The sequence below is a fragment of the Pseudomonas syringae pv. tagetis genome (genome assembly GCF_022557255.1).
GTDB classification, from domain to species: domain Bacteria; phylum Pseudomonadota; class Gammaproteobacteria; order Pseudomonadales; family Pseudomonadaceae; genus Aquipseudomonas; species Aquipseudomonas caricapapayae.
Genome location: NZ_CP092923.1, coordinates 444,339 through 461,767, shown reverse-complemented (window position 1 = coordinate 461,767; position 17,429 = coordinate 444,339). Strand labels below are relative to the sequence as shown.

Annotated in this window: 18 protein-coding genes; 12 read left to right on the top strand and 6 right to left on the bottom strand. The window is 59.5% G+C overall.

Annotated elements, in window-relative coordinates; translation table 11 throughout:
- Positions 1-19: 19 nt before the first annotated feature.
- The 4 genes from MME58_RS02095 to pilG are packed head-to-tail and all read right to left on the bottom strand — an operon-like array spanning position 20 to position 3,489.
- Positions 20-2,062 carry a methyl-accepting chemotaxis protein gene (locus tag MME58_RS02095; protein WP_054986081.1) on the bottom strand — a complete coding sequence of 681 codons (2,043 nt, stop codon included), beginning with the start codon at positions 2,060-2,062 and terminating at the stop codon, positions 20-22.
- A gap of 50 nt (positions 2,063-2,112) precedes the next feature.
- Complete coding sequence (locus tag MME58_RS02090) at positions 2,113-2,652, bottom strand: chemotaxis protein CheW (RefSeq protein ID WP_054986080.1); 540 nt, start codon at positions 2,650-2,652, stop codon at positions 2,113-2,115.
- Between the two features lie 14 nt (positions 2,653-2,666).
- On the bottom strand, positions 2,667-3,032 hold the full coding sequence (gene pilH / locus MME58_RS02085; protein ID WP_003316741.1) for a twitching motility response regulator PilH: 366 nt from the start codon (positions 3,030-3,032) through the stop codon (positions 2,667-2,669).
- 46 nt (positions 3,033-3,078) lie between these two features.
- Positions 3,079-3,489 (bottom strand): twitching motility response regulator PilG, encoded by a 411-nt coding sequence (gene pilG, locus MME58_RS02080; RefSeq protein WP_003366149.1) that lies wholly within the window; start codon positions 3,487-3,489, stop codon positions 3,079-3,081.
- A gap of 244 nt (positions 3,490-3,733) precedes the next feature.
- On the opposite strand from pilG, the gene gshB reads away from it, so the two are divergent.
- The 7 genes from gshB to MME58_RS02045 all read left to right on the top strand — a co-directional run bounded on the left by gshB (position 3,734) and on the right by MME58_RS02045 (position 10,006).
- Positions 3,734-4,693, top strand: a complete 960-nt coding sequence (gene gshB / locus MME58_RS02075; RefSeq protein ID WP_054986079.1) for a glutathione synthase — start codon at positions 3,734-3,736, stop codon at positions 4,691-4,693.
- Positions 4,694-4,972: 279 nt separating this feature from the next.
- Positions 4,973-5,875, top strand: coding sequence for an energy transducer TonB (locus tag MME58_RS02070; protein WP_054986078.1), 903 nt, complete (start codon positions 4,973-4,975; stop codon positions 5,873-5,875).
- 75 nt (positions 5,876-5,950) lie between these two features.
- Entirely contained in the window at positions 5,951-6,523 is a 573-nt protein-coding gene (locus MME58_RS02065; RefSeq protein WP_054986143.1) for a YqgE/AlgH family protein, read from the top strand.
- Complete coding sequence (gene ruvX / locus MME58_RS02060) at positions 6,523-6,963, top strand: Holliday junction resolvase RuvX (protein WP_054986077.1); 441 nt, start codon at positions 6,523-6,525, stop codon at positions 6,961-6,963. Before MME58_RS02065 ends, ruvX begins: the two co-directional genes overlap by 1 nt.
- A gap of 245 nt (positions 6,964-7,208) precedes the next feature.
- Positions 7,209-7,721: a bifunctional pyr operon transcriptional regulator/uracil phosphoribosyltransferase PyrR gene (gene pyrR / locus MME58_RS02055; protein WP_054986076.1), complete on the top strand. Its 513-nt coding sequence runs from the start codon at positions 7,209-7,211 to the stop codon at positions 7,719-7,721.
- A gap of 12 nt (positions 7,722-7,733) precedes the next feature.
- Entirely contained in the window at positions 7,734-8,738 is a 1,005-nt protein-coding gene (locus MME58_RS02050; protein WP_054986075.1) for an aspartate carbamoyltransferase catalytic subunit, read from the top strand.
- Positions 8,735-10,006, top strand: a complete 1,272-nt coding sequence (locus tag MME58_RS02045) for a dihydroorotase (protein ID WP_055005423.1) — start codon at positions 8,735-8,737, stop codon at positions 10,004-10,006. The genes MME58_RS02050 and MME58_RS02045 overlap by 4 nt, the downstream gene beginning before the upstream one ends.
- A 1,315-nt stretch (positions 10,007-11,321) precedes the next feature.
- Here the strand turns inward: MME58_RS02045 and MME58_RS02040 are convergent.
- Positions 11,322-11,726 (bottom strand): NINE protein, encoded by a 405-nt coding sequence (locus MME58_RS02040; RefSeq protein WP_054986073.1) that lies wholly within the window; start codon positions 11,724-11,726, stop codon positions 11,322-11,324.
- Positions 11,727-11,976: 250 nt separating this feature from the next.
- Between MME58_RS02040 and MME58_RS02035 the strand changes: the two genes are divergently transcribed.
- Entirely contained in the window at positions 11,977-12,654 is a 678-nt protein-coding gene (locus tag MME58_RS02035; RefSeq protein WP_054986072.1) for a C40 family peptidase, read from the top strand.
- A gap of 112 nt (positions 12,655-12,766) precedes the next feature.
- Here the strand turns inward: MME58_RS02035 and MME58_RS02030 are convergent, their stop codons facing one another.
- On the bottom strand, positions 12,767-13,801 hold the full coding sequence (locus MME58_RS02030; RefSeq protein ID WP_054986071.1) for a type IV pilus twitching motility protein PilT: 1,035 nt from the start codon (positions 13,799-13,801) through the stop codon (positions 12,767-12,769).
- Between the two features lie 55 nt (positions 13,802-13,856).
- Here MME58_RS02030 and MME58_RS02025 point away from each other — a divergent pair, with 55 nt between their 5' ends.
- The 4 genes from MME58_RS02025 (at position 13,857) to metX (ending at position 17,423) form a co-directional block, all read left to right on the top strand.
- On the top strand, positions 13,857-14,543 hold the full coding sequence (locus tag MME58_RS02025; RefSeq protein ID WP_054986070.1) for a YggS family pyridoxal phosphate-dependent enzyme: 687 nt from the start codon (positions 13,857-13,859) through the stop codon (positions 14,541-14,543).
- A 22-nt stretch (positions 14,544-14,565) separates the two neighbouring features.
- Entirely contained in the window at positions 14,566-15,384 is an 819-nt protein-coding gene (gene proC / locus MME58_RS02020) for a pyrroline-5-carboxylate reductase (RefSeq protein ID WP_055004873.1), read from the top strand.
- A gap of 25 nt (positions 15,385-15,409) precedes the next feature.
- A complete protein-coding gene (locus MME58_RS02015; RefSeq protein WP_054986068.1) occupies positions 15,410-16,000 on the top strand; it encodes a YggT family protein in 591 nt (196 codons plus the stop codon).
- A 283-nt stretch (positions 16,001-16,283) separates the two neighbouring features.
- The gene (gene metX, locus MME58_RS02010) at positions 16,284-17,423 is read left to right on the top strand and encodes a homoserine O-succinyltransferase MetX (protein WP_054986067.1); all 1,140 of its coding nucleotides are present in this window, start codon (positions 16,284-16,286) and stop codon (positions 17,421-17,423) included.
- Positions 17,424-17,429 lie beyond the last annotated feature (6 nt).

Below are 17,429 nucleotides of genomic sequence, written 5' to 3'. Positions count from 1 at the left end.
GTTGTTCATTGGTTGTACATCATCCGGCTTTTTTCGATGGCGGCAGGGCAAAACCCGATACCGAACGACGCATTTCGCTGGCCATTTTTGCGAGGTTGCCAATGCTTTCAGCCGTGGCCGACGTGCCCGAGGTGGTCTGCGAGGTGGTCTGCTGAATCACAGTCATGATCTGTGAGATCTGGCCGGCCGACTCGGCCTGCTGATGGGCGGCATCGGTGATACTTTCGATAAGCTCGGCAAGCACTCTGGAAACCCCTTCGATTTCCCCGAGCGCAACGCCGGCGTCCTGCGCCAGCCGCGCGCCGCGCACCACTTCGCTGGTGGTCTGCTCCATGGAGATGACCGCCTCGTTGGTGTCGTTCTGAATGGCCCGCACCAGCGTCTCGATCTGCTTGGTGGCAGACGACGAACGCTCGGCCAGCCGCTGCACTTCGTCGGCCACCACGGCAAAGCCCCGTCCGGCATCGCCAGCCATGGACGCCTGAATGGCCGCGTTGAGAGCGAGAATATTGGTCTGATCGGCAATATCGTCGATCAAGCTGACAATGTCGCCGATTTCCTGAGAGGACTCACCCAGGCGTTTGATGCGCTTGGAGGTGTCCTGAATCTGTTCGCGAATGTTATCCATGCCGTGGATAGTGTTATGCACAACCTCGTTGCCCTTGTTGGCAATCGCTACCGAACGCTCGGCTACCGCAGAGGATTCCGAAGCATTGGTCGAGACCTGATCAATCGACGCCGCCATGTCGTTGATTGCGGTCGAAGCAGCACTGATCTGCAACGCCTGATGCTCGGAGGCGGCAGACAGCTGCATCGCCGTAGCCTGGGTTTCGGTGACGGCAGCAGCCACCTGCTCGGCCGTCAGGTTGATCGTCACGACCAGCTCGCGCAGTTGATCAATGGAGTAATTGATGGAATCGGCAATCGCCCCGGTAAAGTCCTCGGTCACAGAGGCCGTCACCGTCAGGTCGCCATCGGCGAGGTTTTCGATCTCGTCCAGCAGACGCATGATCGCCGTCTGGTTACGCTCGCTTTTCTGCGCGGTCTCGCGCAACTGGCGGTTGGTTTCGCGAACCATGACCAGACCGATGAGGATGATCGACATCAGCGCCAGCAAGCCCAGTACATAGCCACCGACAGTATTCACGGTGCGGCGCTTGGCCAGGTTTTCCAGGCTGTTGGCGAGCACCGAGGTTTCATCCAGCAGGGTCTGGGAGGTGTTGAAAATGTTGCCGGAAGCTTCACGCACCTGATACAGCTCGGGAGAGGTTTCGAGAATCTCGTCCACCGAGCCCGAGACGAACTCGAACAGTTCGGCGATTTCCGCCAGCCTTGCCCGTGCATCACGGTCCTCGACCTGAGAGATTCGCAGTGTCGCGTTGCCCTCCAGCATGCCGTTGAGCACGCGACCAAACTGACTGGCATCACGGCCAAAAGCATCAGCGGCCTGCACGGCCGTTTCATCACCGGCGAGCACGGTATTGACCGAGCCGAGGATTCGCTCTGCGAGCAGCGCCTGACGCTGCGCCACCACCACCTGGGCGGCAGGCGCACGGCTTTGCAGCAGGTTTTCGACCACCTTTTCGTATTCGGCCTGCAACTGCGGGATGGTTTCGGCCAGCGTTGCCGCCACCTGATGCAGCGACAGCACCGTCTGTTCGCTGGCCAGAATCACGTCGGTGCTCTTGCGCAGCCCTTCCCAGTCGCGCTGGACGGCGCGCAACTCGTCGCGTATCAGATCGGGAGCTGCAGGCAGCCCGGTGGCCGGATCGCCTTTTTTCAGGTAGCCCCAGCGCACGTCGAAATCGTTACGCGCATCGGCCAGCAATTTGAACGCCTGGGTCTTGCCGGCCGCCGCTTCGGTGGCGTTTTTCGCGATGCGCTGGGATAACACGCGCAGCTCGCCGGCATGCCCGATGTACTGTTTGTCGTAGTTCGACTGGGTATTGAGGTAGGCGAAGTTGGCGAACAGCAACATGATGAAAATAATCAGCGCAACGAACAGCAGAATAATCTGCGTACGGCTTCTTGCGCCTTCCCTTGACCGGTCTGTACTACTCATTAATCAGGCCCCCGCCTGGATCAATTGTGAAACACACCAGGCCCGACATGCTAGGACGCCAGGTCCATGAAGTCGGCAGACTGCACCAGAGCCCACGGGCTGAATATCTGCCACGCCTGCTCGCGAATGAACTGCCCGCGCAGGAACGGCGCGATGCGTTGATCGGTGTCTTGCGACGTCTGGGGTATGAGGCTCAACTGACTGAAACGTTGCATGCCGAACACCTCATCGACCAGCAGACCGGCAAAAACGTCGTTGTGCTCGACAACCAGTACCCGTCGCTGCTTGCGCACTACAACCAGCTCGTGACCGAAAAATCCGCATAAATCCAGAAGCGGCAACAGTCGGCCACGCAGATTGGCGATGCCCGCCACCCAGAATTTCACACCCGGCATGACCGCATGATGGGGTTCGTGAAGGATTTCGGCGATTTCGCCGATAGGCGCCACGAAGCGCTGCTCACCCATCCGGAAACCGATGCCGACCCAATCCTGCTGATGGGCTTCCTGCAGCGGCAGGCCCGCCGCCAGCGAGCGACAGCGTCGATCCATATCCAGAAGCAGTTCGAAGGCGGTACGTGGCTCAGCCATGGCGATCCCGGCAATCAGCCGGCGAGCACCGCATTCAGGGTCTTCATCAGGGTTTCTTCATCCACCGGCTTGGTCAGATAATCCCGCGCGCCCTGGCGTTTGCCCCAGACCTTGTCGGTCTCCTGATCCTTGGTGGTGATCATGATCACCGGAATCATGCTGGTGTCGGCATCCTTGGTCAGCTGGCGGGTGGCCTGAAAGCCGTTGAGCCCCGGCATGACGATGTCCATCAGCACTGCATCGGGCTTTTCCTGACGGGCCAGGGCCACTCCATCAGCGCCATTTTCGGCTTTCAACACTTCATGACCGTGCTTTTCCAGCATGCCGGTGAGTTTGTACATTTCAGTCGGCGAGTCATCGACGATCAATATTCGAGCCATGGGTGTTCCCCGTCGGATTACGAGCGCGCTACATCAGGCGCGGGCGTCATGGTATGTGTTGTTCTGCTGCAACGAAGCCCGGCACATGAGCCTTGATCGCGCTGAGCAGTTCTTCCTTGCTGAAAGGCTTTGTCAAAAACTGATCGGAACCGACAATCCGCCCTTTGGCCTTGTCGAACAGTCCGTCCTTGGAGGACAGCATGATGACCGGCGTGGACTTGAATGCCCGGTTGTTCTTGATCAGCGCGCACGTCTGATAACCGTCCAGACGCGGCATCATGATATCTACGAATATGATTCGTGGGTGGTTATCGGCAATCTTGGCCAGCGCGTCGAAACCGTCTATCGCAGTGATGACTTCACAGCCTGCATTTTTAAGCAGCGTTTCGGCGGTGCGGCGGATGGTCTTCGAGTCATCGATGACCATGACTTTCAAGGCGGAGGCGTGTTGTTCCATAGCTGCTCTTCCATCGCCGCAGCGAATTTTTGCGCATTCTGCGAGGCACTGGGAGCCTGACGGTATCGCTTCATTGATCCACAGGGATCGAAGACCGGATGCCGAGCCTTTTTAGCATACTCTCCAGACTCAATCCATAAAGCACACCGTGGCGGGCCTGCCCCTTGACCGGGAGCAAACGGAACGCCACCCTGATGCCAATTTTACGGCCGTTGCGGCCCTTACCGATCAGAGGATATTGCCCATGAGCGTTCGCCTAGGGATTGTCATGGACCCCATTGAGCGCATTTCCTATAAAAAGGACAGCTCGCTGGCCATGCTCCTTGCCGCACAGAACCGCGGCTGGTCACTGTTCTATATGGAACAGAAGGATCTGTATCAGAACGCGGGCCAGGCCCGTGCACGCATGAAGCCGCTCAAGGTGTTTGCCGACCCGGCCAAATGGTTCGAGTTCGAAGCCGAAGTCGATGCAGGTCTCGACGATCTGGACGTGATCCTGATGCGCAAGGACCCGCCTTTCGACATGGAATTCGTCTACGCCACCTACCTGCTGGAACAGGCAGAGCGTGCAGGTGTGCTGGTCGTCAACAAGCCACAGAGCCTGCGTGACTGCAATGAGAAGCTGTTCGCCACCCTGTTTCCGCAGTGCACGCCGCCAACGCTGGTCAGCCGTCGTGCGGACATCATTCGCGAATTCGCCGAACAGCACGGCGACGTAATCCTCAAGCCGCTGGACGGCATGGGCGGCGCGTCGATCTTCCGCCATCGCGCGGGCGACCCGAACCTGTCGGTGATCCTCGAAACCCTGACGGCTCATGGCACCCAGCAAATCATGGCGCAAGGCTACCTGCCGGCCATCAAGGACGGTGACAAACGCATCCTGATGGTCGACGGTGAACCGGTCCCGTATTGCCTGGCGCGCATCCCCGCCGCTGGCGAGACGCGCGGCAACCTGGCCGCCGGCGGGCGTGGCGAAGCCCGTCCGCTGAGCGACAAGGACCGCTGGATCGCCGAACAGATCGGCCCCACCCTGCGTGAAAAAGGCCTGCTGTTTGTCGGCCTGGACGTGATCGGCGAGCACTTGACCGAAATCAACGTCACCAGCCCGACCTGCATCCGCGAAATCGACAATGCCTACGGCACTGATATTGGTGGCCTGCTGATGGATGCGATCGAGAAAAAGCTGCAAGCGCGCAAGGGCTGATAAAGCACTGAGTTGTTCGCGAAGACGGTGGTTCGGAACATGCACTTCCAACGATTGTACCGACCCCTTCGCGAACAAGCGAAGCGTCGCCCGGTCCGCCCCCCCACAAAAGCCCTGTTTTTTTGGGTGTTTCAAGACGTGTGTATAACGATGAACGGTGTGCAGACGCATCACTTCGTCTGATCCGCAGCAAAGTTGCACCGTACATTGCGTTATCATGCGCCACCTGTAACACGACACGGATTTTGACATGCAGGCTGACGAGATACTGAACCGCCAATGACATCCATGGCCAGAAACGACCTGCCCCTCGAACTCGCCAATGTGGGTGTGCGTCCTGCCGATCGGCTGGGCTTTACCATGATGATCGCGGCGCTGATCCATCTCGCGGTGATCCTTGGCGTGGGTTTCACTTATGTAAAGCCGGAGCAGATCTCGCAGACCCTGGAAATCACCCTCGCCACGTTCAAGAGCGAAGAAAAGCCCAGGCAGGCCGACTTTCTGGCGCAGGACGATCAGCAGGGCAGCGGCACACTGGACAAGGCCGAAACGCTCAAGACCACCGAGCTTGCACCCTATCAGGACACCAAGGTCAACAAGGTCACTCCGCCACCGGCCAGCAAGCCGGTGGTCAAGCAGGAAGCACCTAAGACTGCCGTCGCGACCACCGCGCCCAGCCAGCAGAAAACCGTCGCCAAACGTGACGAGGTCAAGCCCGAGCCGACTACAAAGGCCGCACCGACCTTTGACAGCTCGGAGCTGAGCAACGAAATTGCCAGTCTGGAAGCCGAACTGTCGAACGAGCAGCAACTTTACGCCAAGCGCCCGAAGATCCACCGCCTCAATGCGGCCTCGACCATGCGCGACAAAGGTGCCTGGTACAAGGACGACTGGCGCAAGAAGGTCGAGCGGGTCGGAAACCTGAACTATCCTGAGGAAGCACGGCGCAAGCAGATCTACGGCAATCTGCGACTTCTTGTGTCAATCAATCGGGACGGCTCGTTGTATGAAGTGCTGGTGCTCGAATCCTCAGGGCAGCCTTTGCTGGATCAGGCCGCACAACGAATCGTGCGTCTGGCGGCGCCTTTTGCGCCGTTCACCGGCGATCTGGCCGACATCGACCGGCTTGAGATCATTCGCACCTGGAAATTTGCACGCGGCGACAAGCTGTCAAGCAACTGAATTTTTTGCCAACTGATGCCCGACATGTACAAGTGTCAGTTGTCAGGCTGGCAAGGCAACGCCAAACTAGGACTCATGAAAAAAGTCTCTCCGAGTTATCTAAAGCACCAGTTCCTGATCGCCATGCCCCACATGCACGACGAGAACTTTGCTCAGACCTTGACCTACGTTGTCGAGCACAACGCCAATGGCGCAATGGGCCTGGTGATCAACCGCCCGCAAAGCCTGACCCTGGCAGACGTACTCGAACAGCTTCGACCTGAGCTTCCTGCACCGAAACGCTGCCAGGAAATCGCCATTCATTCGGGCGGGCCGGTACAGACCGATCGCGGGTTTGTCCTGCACCCGAGCGGCCAGGTGTTTCAGGCTACGGTCAATCTCCCGGGCGGAATTTCGCTTTCGACCTCGCAGGATGTGCTGTTTTCCATCGCCGATGGTTATGGGCCTGATCAAAATGTAATCACCCTTGGCTACGCTGGATGGGACGCCGGTCAACTGGATGCCGAAATGGCCGACAACGCCTGGCTGACCTGCTCGTTCGACCCGGCCATCCTGTTCGATGTCGACAGCGAGCAGCGCCTCGATGCGGCGGCAAGACGTCTGGGCATCGATCTCAATCTCATCTCGACCCAGGCAGGACACGCTTGATGGCCGCTTTACGGCTATTGCTGGGGATTGATTACGGCACCCGCCAGATCGGCGTTGCGGTCGGCCAGGCGATTACCGGCCAGGCGCGCGAACTCTGTACCCTCAAAGCGCAGAACGGCGTGCCGGACTGGGACAAGGTTCAGGCACTGATCAACGAATGGAAACCTGATGCGATTGTGGTCGGTCTGCCGCTGAACATGGACGGCACGCCCAGTGACATGAGCGCCCGCGCCGAAAAGTTTTCGCGCAAACTCAATGGCCGGTTCGGCGTGACGGTCTACACCCACGACGAACGCCTGACCACCTTCGAGGCCAAGGGCGAGCGCATGGCTCGCGGCGGGCAAAAAGGCAGCTACCGCGACAATCCGGTGGATGCCATTGCCGCTGCGCTCCTGCTGCAGGGCTGGCTGGACGAACACCCCGATCTGTTGAATGTGTGACTTTTTCAGCCCTTATCGCTTCGAGATACCCGGATTCCACGTTATCGCTTGAGCATCGCGCCATGGACCAGGCTGTGTAAAAACGTCACGAGCGAAGGCAAGACAAGGCAAAAACAGCCGGGGTCGCGATCGACTCCAGGTGTTCTAAATGAGCATTTTTCGCCTGTTTTTAACGCAGTATTGCCAAGTGCAGTAGTTTTTACACAGTCTGGGAAGGACGCTGCCCGAGCCTCAAAGGAGCAAATATGAGCCTGCCCGATCCCGCCGGACTGATTCGTCAGATGGCCACTGACCTGAACGCTCACCTGAGCAAGCGCGGCATCAGCGATCCTCGTTTCATCGGCATCCGCACGGGCGGTGTGTGGGTTGCCCAGGCGCTGCTCAAGGCACTGAACAACCCCGCGCCGCTGGGCACACTCGACGTTTCATTCTATCGCGATGATTTCAGCCAGAACGGCCTGCATCCTCAGGTGCGCCCTTCGGACCTGCCGTTCGAGATCGAAGGCCAGCATCTGGTGCTGATCGACGATGTGCTGATGAGCGGGCGCACCGTTCGCGCCGCCCTCAATGAACTGTTCGATTACGGCCGACCGGCCAGCGTCACGCTGGTCTGCCTGCTGGACCTGAACGCCGGTGAACTGCCGATCCGCCCGAACGTGGTCGGGGCGACTCTGGCACTGGCACCGAATGAACGCATCAAGCTGTCCGGCCCCGAGCCGTTGGCGCTCGAACTTCAAGACCTCTCCACCGCCCTTTAAGAGTCCATTGCGATGACGCCTCTCGACGCCAAGCGCCCGCTGCAGCTCAACCACCTGGGCCAGCTTCGCCATTTTCTGTCTCTGGACGGCTTGCCACGCGAGCTGCTCACCGAAATTCTCGACACCGCCGACTCGTTCCTTGAGGTCGGTGCTCGAGCGGTAAAGAAGGTCCCGCTGTTGCGCGGCAAGACGGTGTGCAATGTGTTCTTCGAGAACTCCACACGCACCCGGACCACCTTTGAACTGGCGGCCCAGCGGTTGTCGGCCGACGTAATCTCGCTGAACGTCTCGACCTCGTCCACCAGCAAGGGCGAAACGCTGTTCGATACCTTGCGCAACCTTGAGGCGATGGCCGCCGACATGTTCGTCGTGCGCCACGCAGACTCGGGTGCAGCGCACTTCATTGCCGAACATGTATGCCCGGACGTTGCGATCATTAACGGCGGCGACGGCCGCCATGCTCACCCGACTCAGGGCATGCTAGACATGCTGACCATCCGCCGGCACAAGGGCGGCTTCGAAAACCTGTCGGTGGCCATCGTCGGCGACATCCTGCACTCACGGGTTGCGCGCTCCAACATGCTCGCGCTTCAGGCGCTGGGCTGCCCGGACATCCGCGTGATCGGGCCGAAAACCCTGCTGCCGGTCGGCGTCGAACAGTACGGCGTCAAGGTCTATACCGACCTCAACGAAGGCTTGAAGGACGTTGACGTGGTCATCATGCTGCGCCTGCAACGCGAGCGCATGACCGGCGGCCTGCTGCCCAGCGAAGGCGAGTTCTATCGCCTCTTCGGCCTGACCACCGCACGCCTGGCCGCCGCGAAACCGGATGCGATTGTCATGCACCCCGGCCCGATCAACCGCGGGGTTGAAATCGAATCGGCGGTGGCCGACGGCGCGCATTCAGTCATTCTCAATCAAGTGACCTATGGTATTGCGATCCGCATGGCGGTGCTGTCCATGGCCATGAGCGGACAAAACGCACAACGCCAATTCGAACAGGAGAACGCCCAGTGAAGCTCAGCATCCTAGGCGCTCGCGTCATCGACCCGGTCAGCGGGCTGGATCAGATTACCGACCTGCACATCGAAGCAGGCAAGCTCACCGCTCTCGGTGCCGCACCGGCAGGGTTTGAGCCGACTCAGACCATCGACGCAGCCGGGCTGGTCGCCGCGCCCGGTCTGGTTGACCTCAACGTGTCCCTGCGCGAGCCGGGCTACAGCCGCAAAGGCAGCATCGCCAGCGAAACCCGTGCGGCGGTGGCAGGCGGTGTGACCAGCCTGTGCTGCCCGCCCCGTACCTGTCCGGTGCTCGACACCTCGGCGGTGGCCGAATTGATTCTGGACCGTGCCCGCGAAGCCGGTTTCAGCAAGGTGTTCCCTGTCGGAGCCCTCAGCAAGGGGCTGGAAGGCGAGCAACTGGCAGAGCTCATCGCGCTGCGCGACGCAGGTTGTGTCGCGTTCGGCAATGGCCTGAGCAGCTTCAGCAATACCCGTACGCTGTGCCGGGCACTGGAATATGCCGCCACCTTCGACCTGACGGTGATTTTCAATTCGCAGGATCGCGATCTGGCCGAAGGCGGTCTGGCGCACGAAGGCCCGACTGCCAGCTTTCTGGGCCTGGCGGGCATTCCCGAGACTGCCGAGACAGTGGCGTTGGCTCGCGACCTTTTGCTGGTCGAGCAAAGCGGTGTCCGCGCGCACTTCAGCCAGCTGACCAGCGCGCGTGGCGCAGCATTGATTGCTCAGGCGCAGGCGCGTGGTCTTCCAGTGACCGCGGATGTGGCGTTGTACCAGCTGATTCTGACTGACGAAGCGCTCATTGATTTCTCCAGCCTGTATCACGTCCAGCCGCCGCTGCGCACCCGCGCCGACCGCGACGGCCTGCGTGAAGCGGTGAAGAGCGGTGTCATTCAGGCGATTTCAAGCCATCACCAGCCGCATGAGCGCGATGCCAAGCTGGCACCGTTTGGTGCCACTGAACCGGGCATCAGCAGCGTGGAACTGCTGCTTCCGCTGGCGATGACGCTGGTGGACGATGGCCTGCTGGACCTGCCGACCCTTATTGCACGCCTGAGCAGCGGCCCCGCCGCCGCCTTGCGCCTGCCGGCCGGCAAGCTGAATGCCGGTTCACCTGCGGACATCGTGCTGTTCGACCCGGCGGCCTCGACGGTTGCAGGCGAAACCTGGCTGTCCAAAGGTGAGAACTGCCCTTTCATCGGCCACTGCCTGCCGGGCTCGGTACGCTACACACTGGTGGATGGACGGATCAGCTACAGTCGTTGAGGTACCACGCTCCGACCTACGGTGGACAAGGCTTGTGTAGGAGCGAACCGGGCGACGCTTTGCTTGTTCGCGAAGACGGTGTTTCAGTCGATGCATTCTCGGCGATCATAAAGACCCCTTCGCAAACAAGTTCGCTCCCACGCCCTGCGGGCAGAAGCCCGAATGATGGGGCTTTTGTAGGAGCGGACTTGTCCGCGAAGACAGTGTGTCAGTCGATGCATTCTCGGCGATCATAAAGCCCCCTTCGCAAACAAGTTCGCTCCCACGCCCTGCGGGCAGAGGCCCGAATGATGGGGCTTTTGTAGGAGCGGACTTGTCCGCGAAGACAGTGTGTCAGTCGATGTATTCTCAGCGATCATAAAGACCCCTTCGCAAACAAGTTCGCTCCCACGCCCTGCGGGCAGAAGCCCGAATGATGGGGCTTTTGTAGGAGCGGACTTGTCCGCGAAGACAGTGTGTCAGTCGATGCATTCTCGGCGATCATAAAGACCCCTTCGCGAACAAGTTCGCTCCCACGCCCTGCGGGCAGAGGCCCGAATGATGGGGCTTTTGTAGGAGCGGACTTGTCCGCGAAGACAGTGTGTCAGTCGATGCATTCTCGGCGATCATAAAGACCCCTTCGCGAACAAGTTCGCTCCCACGCCCTGCGGGCAGAAGCCCGAATGATGGGGCTCTTGTAGGAGCGGACTTGTCCGCGAAGACAGTGTGTCAGTCGATGCATTCTCGGCGATCATAAAGACCCCTTCGCGAACAAGTTCGCTCCCACGCCCTGCGGGCAGAGGCCCGAATGATGGGGCTTTTGTAGGAGCGGACTTGTCCGCGAAGACAGTGTGTCAGTCGATGCATTCTCGGCGATCATAAAGACCCCTTCGCAAACAAGTTCGCTCCCACGCCCTGCGGGCAGAGGCCCGAATGATGGGGCTCTTGTAGGAGCGGACTTGTCCGCGAAGACAGTGTGTCAGTCGATGCATTCTCGGCGATCATAAAGACCCCTTCGCAAACAAGTTCGCTCCCACGCCCTGCGGGCAGAAGCCCGAATGATGGGGCTTTTGTAGGAGCGGACTTGTCCGCGAAGACAGTGTGTCAGTCGATGCATTCTCGGCGATCATAAAGACCCCTTCGCGAACAAGTTCGCTCCCACGCCCTGCGGGCAGAAGCCCGAATGATGGGGCTCTTGTAGGAGCGGACTTGTCCGCGAAGACGGTGTTTCAGTCGATGCATTCTCGGCGATCATAAAGACCCCTTCGCAAACAAGTTCGCTCCCACGCCCTGCGGGCAGAAGCCCTGACGCTCTGCGTCCGCCTCTGAGCAAGCCTCACCCGCGCTGGGCGTTTTTCATCGAGATCTGGTCATTCATTGTCCAGAAGTCATACAGAATACCCACCAGAAACAGCCCGCCGGTAAACAGGTAGATGATCCCGGTAATCCACTTGCCCTGATACATGCGGTGTACGCCGAACAGGCCGAGGAAGGTCAGCAGCACCCACGCCACGCTGTAATCGGTGGAGCCAGGTGTAAAGCGCAGGTCAGCGTCACGGTCCATCGATGGAATCAGAAACAGGTCGATGAGCCAGCCGATACCAAACAGACCGAATGTGAAGAACCAGATGGTCCCGGTGACCGGCTTGCCATAGTAGAAGCGATGCGCGCCCAGAAACCCGAAAATCCACATCAGGTAACCCATGACCTTGCTGTGCGTGTCTGAACGATAGGCGTTCATTTTTGCCCTCTTTATGTTGATAGAAAAAAATACATAACAAATTTGTGACTTCGTTTCCCCTATCCGACGTATGGCACCTGAGGCATTTTTATGCCGCCAAGCCCTTGTCGTTAAAGGGATTAGCAAGAAAAAAGAAAGAGTCTGTCGCATAAAACGCAATGATGCCAGTGTGATGCGCTCGACAAATGGGGTCAGGTTTTCCGAAAAAGCTGTTATAAAGTTGCGCGCTGACCACTACGAGCCCTGCCGAATGCGTCCTTTTTTCAAGACATGGCTAACCATTTGCCTTTTTATGCCTCTGGCCGCCCACGCCACCAATCGTGAGCAACAACTTCCTGCGAGCTTCACGGGCTACACCGCCAAAAGTCATTCTTCACCGGCACTCGCGACTCGCAATGCACCCCAGGAAGCCACACCAGTATCCAGCCACCCCAAGAACTTTCGCGCTGCCAAGCCGCTCTCACGCAAGAATGCCAGCAAGACCACCTTGCAGGCCTCGGCCGCCGTCCCTGTCAAACAGGGCAACGCCGTCGTGAAACGAGCCTTGCAGGCTGTCGGAACGCCTTACCGCTGGGGCGGCACGACGCCCGGTAAAGGTCTGGACTGCAGCGGGCTGGTCAAATATGCCTACACGGATGTCCGTGAAGTCGACCTGCCGCGCACCTCCAATGCCATGGCCCAGGGTCATGGGCAGACAGTGGACCGCAAGGATCTGAAGCCGGGTGACCTGCTGTTCTTCAACATCAAGAGCCGCAACATCAATCACGTGGCCATCTATCTGGGCGACAACAAGTTCGTTCATGCGCCGCGTCGTGGCAAGGCTGTCACTGTCGATACGCTGAACAAACCTTACTGGAATAGCCACTACAAGATCGCCAAACGCGTTCTGCCCAAGCAGCCAGGGCAAATGCGCGTGGTTCAGCGCTGAGCCGATCCGGATCCGCACCTGAACCTGCCTTTGGAAACAGTATGAAAAAGGGGGCCTGAATTCGTTCAAGGCCCCCTTTTCATTCCTGCCACGCCTCCGCATCAGGACAGCATCAGAAATTGTCCGGCACCTTGGCCCGTTCCCTGGCGCTTTCGCGGGTGATCAGGCCCTTCTTCACCAGATCCGCCAGACACATATCCAGCGTCTGCATACCCACCGAACCACCGGTCTGGATCGATGAATACATCTGTGCCACCTTGTCCTCGCGAATCAGGTTACGGATCGCTGGGGTGCCCATCATGATTTCATGCGCTGCTACCCGTCCGCCGCCAACCTTCTTGAGCAGCGCCTGGGAGACGACTGCGTGCAGCGATTCGGAGAGCATTGAGCGAATCATCGATTTTTCCTGGGCCGGAAATACATCCACGATCCGGTCGATGGTCTTGGCCGCCGATGTGGTGTGCAGCGTGCCGAACACCAGATGGCCGGTTTCCGCAGCGGTCAGCGCCAGGCGGATGGTCTCCAGGTCGCGCATTTCACCGACCAGAATCACATCCGGATCTTCGCGCAAGGCCGAACGCAGTGCCTCCGAGAAGCCCAGCGTATCGCGGTGAACCTCACGCTGGTTGACCAGGCACTTCTTCGACTCGTGGACGAATTCGATCGGGTCCTCAATGGTCAGGATGTGGTGGTGCTTGTTGCAGTTGAGGTAGTCGATCATTGCCGCCAGGGTCGTCGACTTGCCTGATCCGGTTGGCCCGGTGACCAGAATCAGGCCACGCGCCACGTCGGTAATCTTGCGAAACACACTGCCCATCCCCAGGTCTTCCATGCTCAGGATTTTCGAGGGGATGGTCCGGAATACCGCGCCTGAACCGCGATTCTGGTTGAATGCGTTGACCCGAAAGCGCGCAACGCCCGGTACTTCAAACGAAAAGTCGGTCTCCAGGCGCTCTTCGAAATCCTGGCGCTGCTTGTCGTTCATGATGTCGTAGATCAGCGCCTTGACCTCCTTGGCGTCCAGCGGGGGCAGGTTGATACGCCGCACATCGCCGTCAACGCGGATCATCGGTGGCAGACCTGCAGAGAGGTGCAAGTCCGACGCGCCCTGTTTGGCACTGAAGGCCAGCAGCTCGGTAATATCCATACAGCTCCTCAATCACATAGAATGCCGCAGACTTTAGCCCTGCTGGCGCAAATCAATGTCCACGATAGCAGCGAACATTTCAACGCTCGAACAGCGAATTCGCGACGCAGCACTCGCTGCCCATCGCGAGCCGGCGTCCGTCGGCCTGCTGGCGGTGAGTAAGACCAAGCCCGCCAGTGACCTGCGTGAAGCTTACACTGCAGGCTTGCGCGACTTTGGCGAAAATTATTTACAGGAAGCGCTGGGCAAACAGCTCGAACTGAGCGACCTGCCCTTGTGCTGGCACTTCATCGGCCCCATTCAGTCGAACAAGACGCGCGCTATCGCCGAAAACTTCGCCTGGGTACATTCCGTGGACCGCCTGAAAATAGCTCAACGCCTGTCCGAGCAACGCCCCGAGGCGCTTGAACCTCTGAACATCTGCATTCAGGTGAACGTCAGTGGCGAAGCCAGCAAGTCAGGCTGCACAGCCCAGGACCTGCCTGCACTTGCCGCCGCCATCATCGCCCTGCCGCGACTGAAGCTGCGGGGCCTGATGGCCATCCCCGAGCCCACAGACGATCCTGCGGCGCAGGACGCCTCGTTCGCTGCGGTGCGTACGTTGCAGGAGCAGCTGAATCTGCCGCTCGACACCCTTTCCATGGGCATGAGCCACGACCTGGAAGCTGCCATTGCACAAGGCGCGACCTGGGTGCGTATCGGCACTGCTCTCTTCGGCGCCCGCGACTATGGCCAGCCCTAACCTTCCTCACAAGGACCCCTTCATGAGCAAGACTCGTATTGCCTTCGTCGGTGCCGGAAACATGGCCGCCAGCCTGATCGGCGGCCTGCGCGCCCAAGGTGTGGACGCAACATTGATCTGTGCCAGCGCGCCGGGCGCCGAAACCCGCGAACGCATCGCAAACGATCATGGCATCCAGGTATTTGCCGATAACATCGATGCGATCAAGGGCGCGGACGTCGTAGTGCTGGCGGTCAAGCCGCAGATGATGAAAAACGTCTGCCAGGCCTTGAAGTCCGGCCTCGAGCCTCACCAACTGATTGTTTCGGTTGCGGCCGGCATCACCTGCGCCAGCCTGACTCAATGGCTTGGCGATCAGCCGGTCGTGCGCTGCATGCCCAATACGCCCTCATTGCTGCGTCAGGGTGCCAGTGGGCTGTACGCGACCGACAAGGTCACGGCCGAACAGCGCGAGCAGGCCGAGCATCTTCTGTCGGCCGTCGGGGTGGCTGTATGGGTCGAGCAGGAGAAACACATGGACGCCGTGACGGCGGTATCCGGCAGTGGTCCTGCGTATTTCTTCTTGATGATGGAAGCGATGACGGCGGCAGGCGTGAAACTGGGCCTGCCGGAGGACATTGCCAAAAAGCTTACCCTGCAAACCGCACTGGGCTCAGCCCTGATCGCGACTGGCAGTGATGTGGATGCGGGCGAACTGCGTCGTCGCGTTGCCTCACCGGGCGGGACGACCGAGGCGGCAATCAGGGCGTTTCAGGCGGGCGGCTTCGAAGCACTGGTGGAAACGGCACTGAGCGCCGCAGACCATCGTGCAGCCGAACTGGCTGAGCAACTAGGCAAATAATTTTCGGGTTTTCTGGAGCAGATCGATGATCGGATTGAACACCGCTGCAATTTACGTCCTGCAGACGCTCGGCAGTCTTTACCTGCTGATCGTGCTGTTGCGCTTTGTGCTGCAACTGGTGCGGGCCAACTTCTACAACCCGCTGTGCCAGTTCATCGTGCGCGCCACCCAGCCGCTGCTCAAGCCGCTGCGACGCATCATTCCCAGTCTGTTCGGTCTGGACATGTCGTCGCTGGTGCTGGCGATCATCGTGCAGATGATCCTGATGGCCCTGACCCTGCTGCTGATGTTCGGCACTACGGGCGACCCGCTGCACCTCCTGCTCTGGTCGATCATCGGCGTAACGGCACTGTTCCTGAAGATATTCTTCTTTGCCCTGATCATCAGCGTGATTCTGTCGTGGGTAGCACCGGGCAGCAGCAATCCCGGCGCAGAGCTGGTCAACCAGATCTGCGAACCGGCACTGGCCCCTTTCCGCAGGATCGTGCCGAACCTGGGTGGGCTGGACATCTCGCCGATCCTCGCGTTTCTGGTACTCAAGCTGCTGGACATGCTGGTCATCAACAACCTCGCCGCCATGAGCGCCATGCCGGATGTACTGCGGTTGCTGATGTAAGCATTCCCGCGCCCACCGGAGCGTGAGGAACGATCACCCTGTAACTATCGTGCCCACGCTCCGCGTGGGCATGCATTTCTGGACGCTCTGCGTCCGATCCTGATCGTGCAGAGCGGCGCAGATCTGTGACGCGGAGCGTCACCCAAAGCATTCCAGCGCTGGAGCGCGAGGAGCGATAGTTCTGTAACTATCGTGCCGTTGATTTACGCCTCACAACATCCCTTATTGCCGCTGCACCCCGCGGTCTTTAGACTTACGCCTCATTCACGCGAGAGCAGGGTCGATGCCCACGGTATTCCCCCACGATTCTGTCGGACTGGTCACACCGCAAACGGCGCATTTCAGCGAGCCTCTGGCGCTGGCATGCGGTCGTTCGTTGCCAGCCTATGACCTTATTTACGAAACCTACGGTCAACTCAACGCCGCACGCAGCAACGCTGTGCTGATCTGCCACGCGCTGTCCGGCCATCACCATGCCGCAGGCTTTCACAGCGCCGATGACCGCAAACCCGGCTGGTGGGACAGTTGCATCGGCCCTGGCAAGCCGATTGACACCAACAGGTTCTTCGTCGTCAGCCTCAACAATCTGGGCGGCTGCAACGGCTCGACCGGCCCGAGCAGCATTGATCCGGACACCGGCAAGCCATTTGGTGCCAATTTCCCGGTCGTAACCGTCGAAGATTGGGTCAACAGTCAGGCGCGGCTGGCCGATCTGCTGGGTATCGATACGTGGGCCGCAGTGATTGGCGGCAGCCTGGGTGGCATGCAGGCACTGCAATGGACCATCAGCTATCCGGACCGTGTGCGCCATTGTCTGGCAATCGCCTCTGCGCCCAAGCTGTCGGCACAGAATATTGCGTTCAATGAAGTCGCCCGCCAGGCGATCCTCACCGATCCGGAATTCCACGGCGGTTCGTTCCAGGAACGCGGCGTGATCCCCAAACGCGGCCTGATGCTGGCGCGCATGGTCGGGCACATCACGTACCTGTCGGATGACTCGATGGGCGAAAAATTCGGCCGTGGCCTGAAGAGCGAAAAACTCAATTACGATTTCCACAGCGTCGAGTTTCAGGTGGAAAGTTATCTGCGCTATCAGGGTGAAGAGTTTTCCGGCCGTTTCGACGCCAATACCTACCTGTTGATGACAAAAGCGCTGGACTACTTCGACCCCGCCGCCAACTTCAACGATGATCTGGCCAAGACGTTTGCCAACGCCACCGCCCGATTCTGCGTGATGTCGTTCACCACCGACTGGCGCTTCTCGCCGGCGCGCTCGCGCGAACTGGTGGACGCGCTGATGGCGGCGCGCAAGGACGTCTGCTACCTGGAAATCGACGCACCTCAAGGCCATGACGCCTTTCTGATCCCGATTCCGCGCTACCTGCAGGCTTTCGGTAATTACATGAACCGAATTTCGTTGTGAGGACGT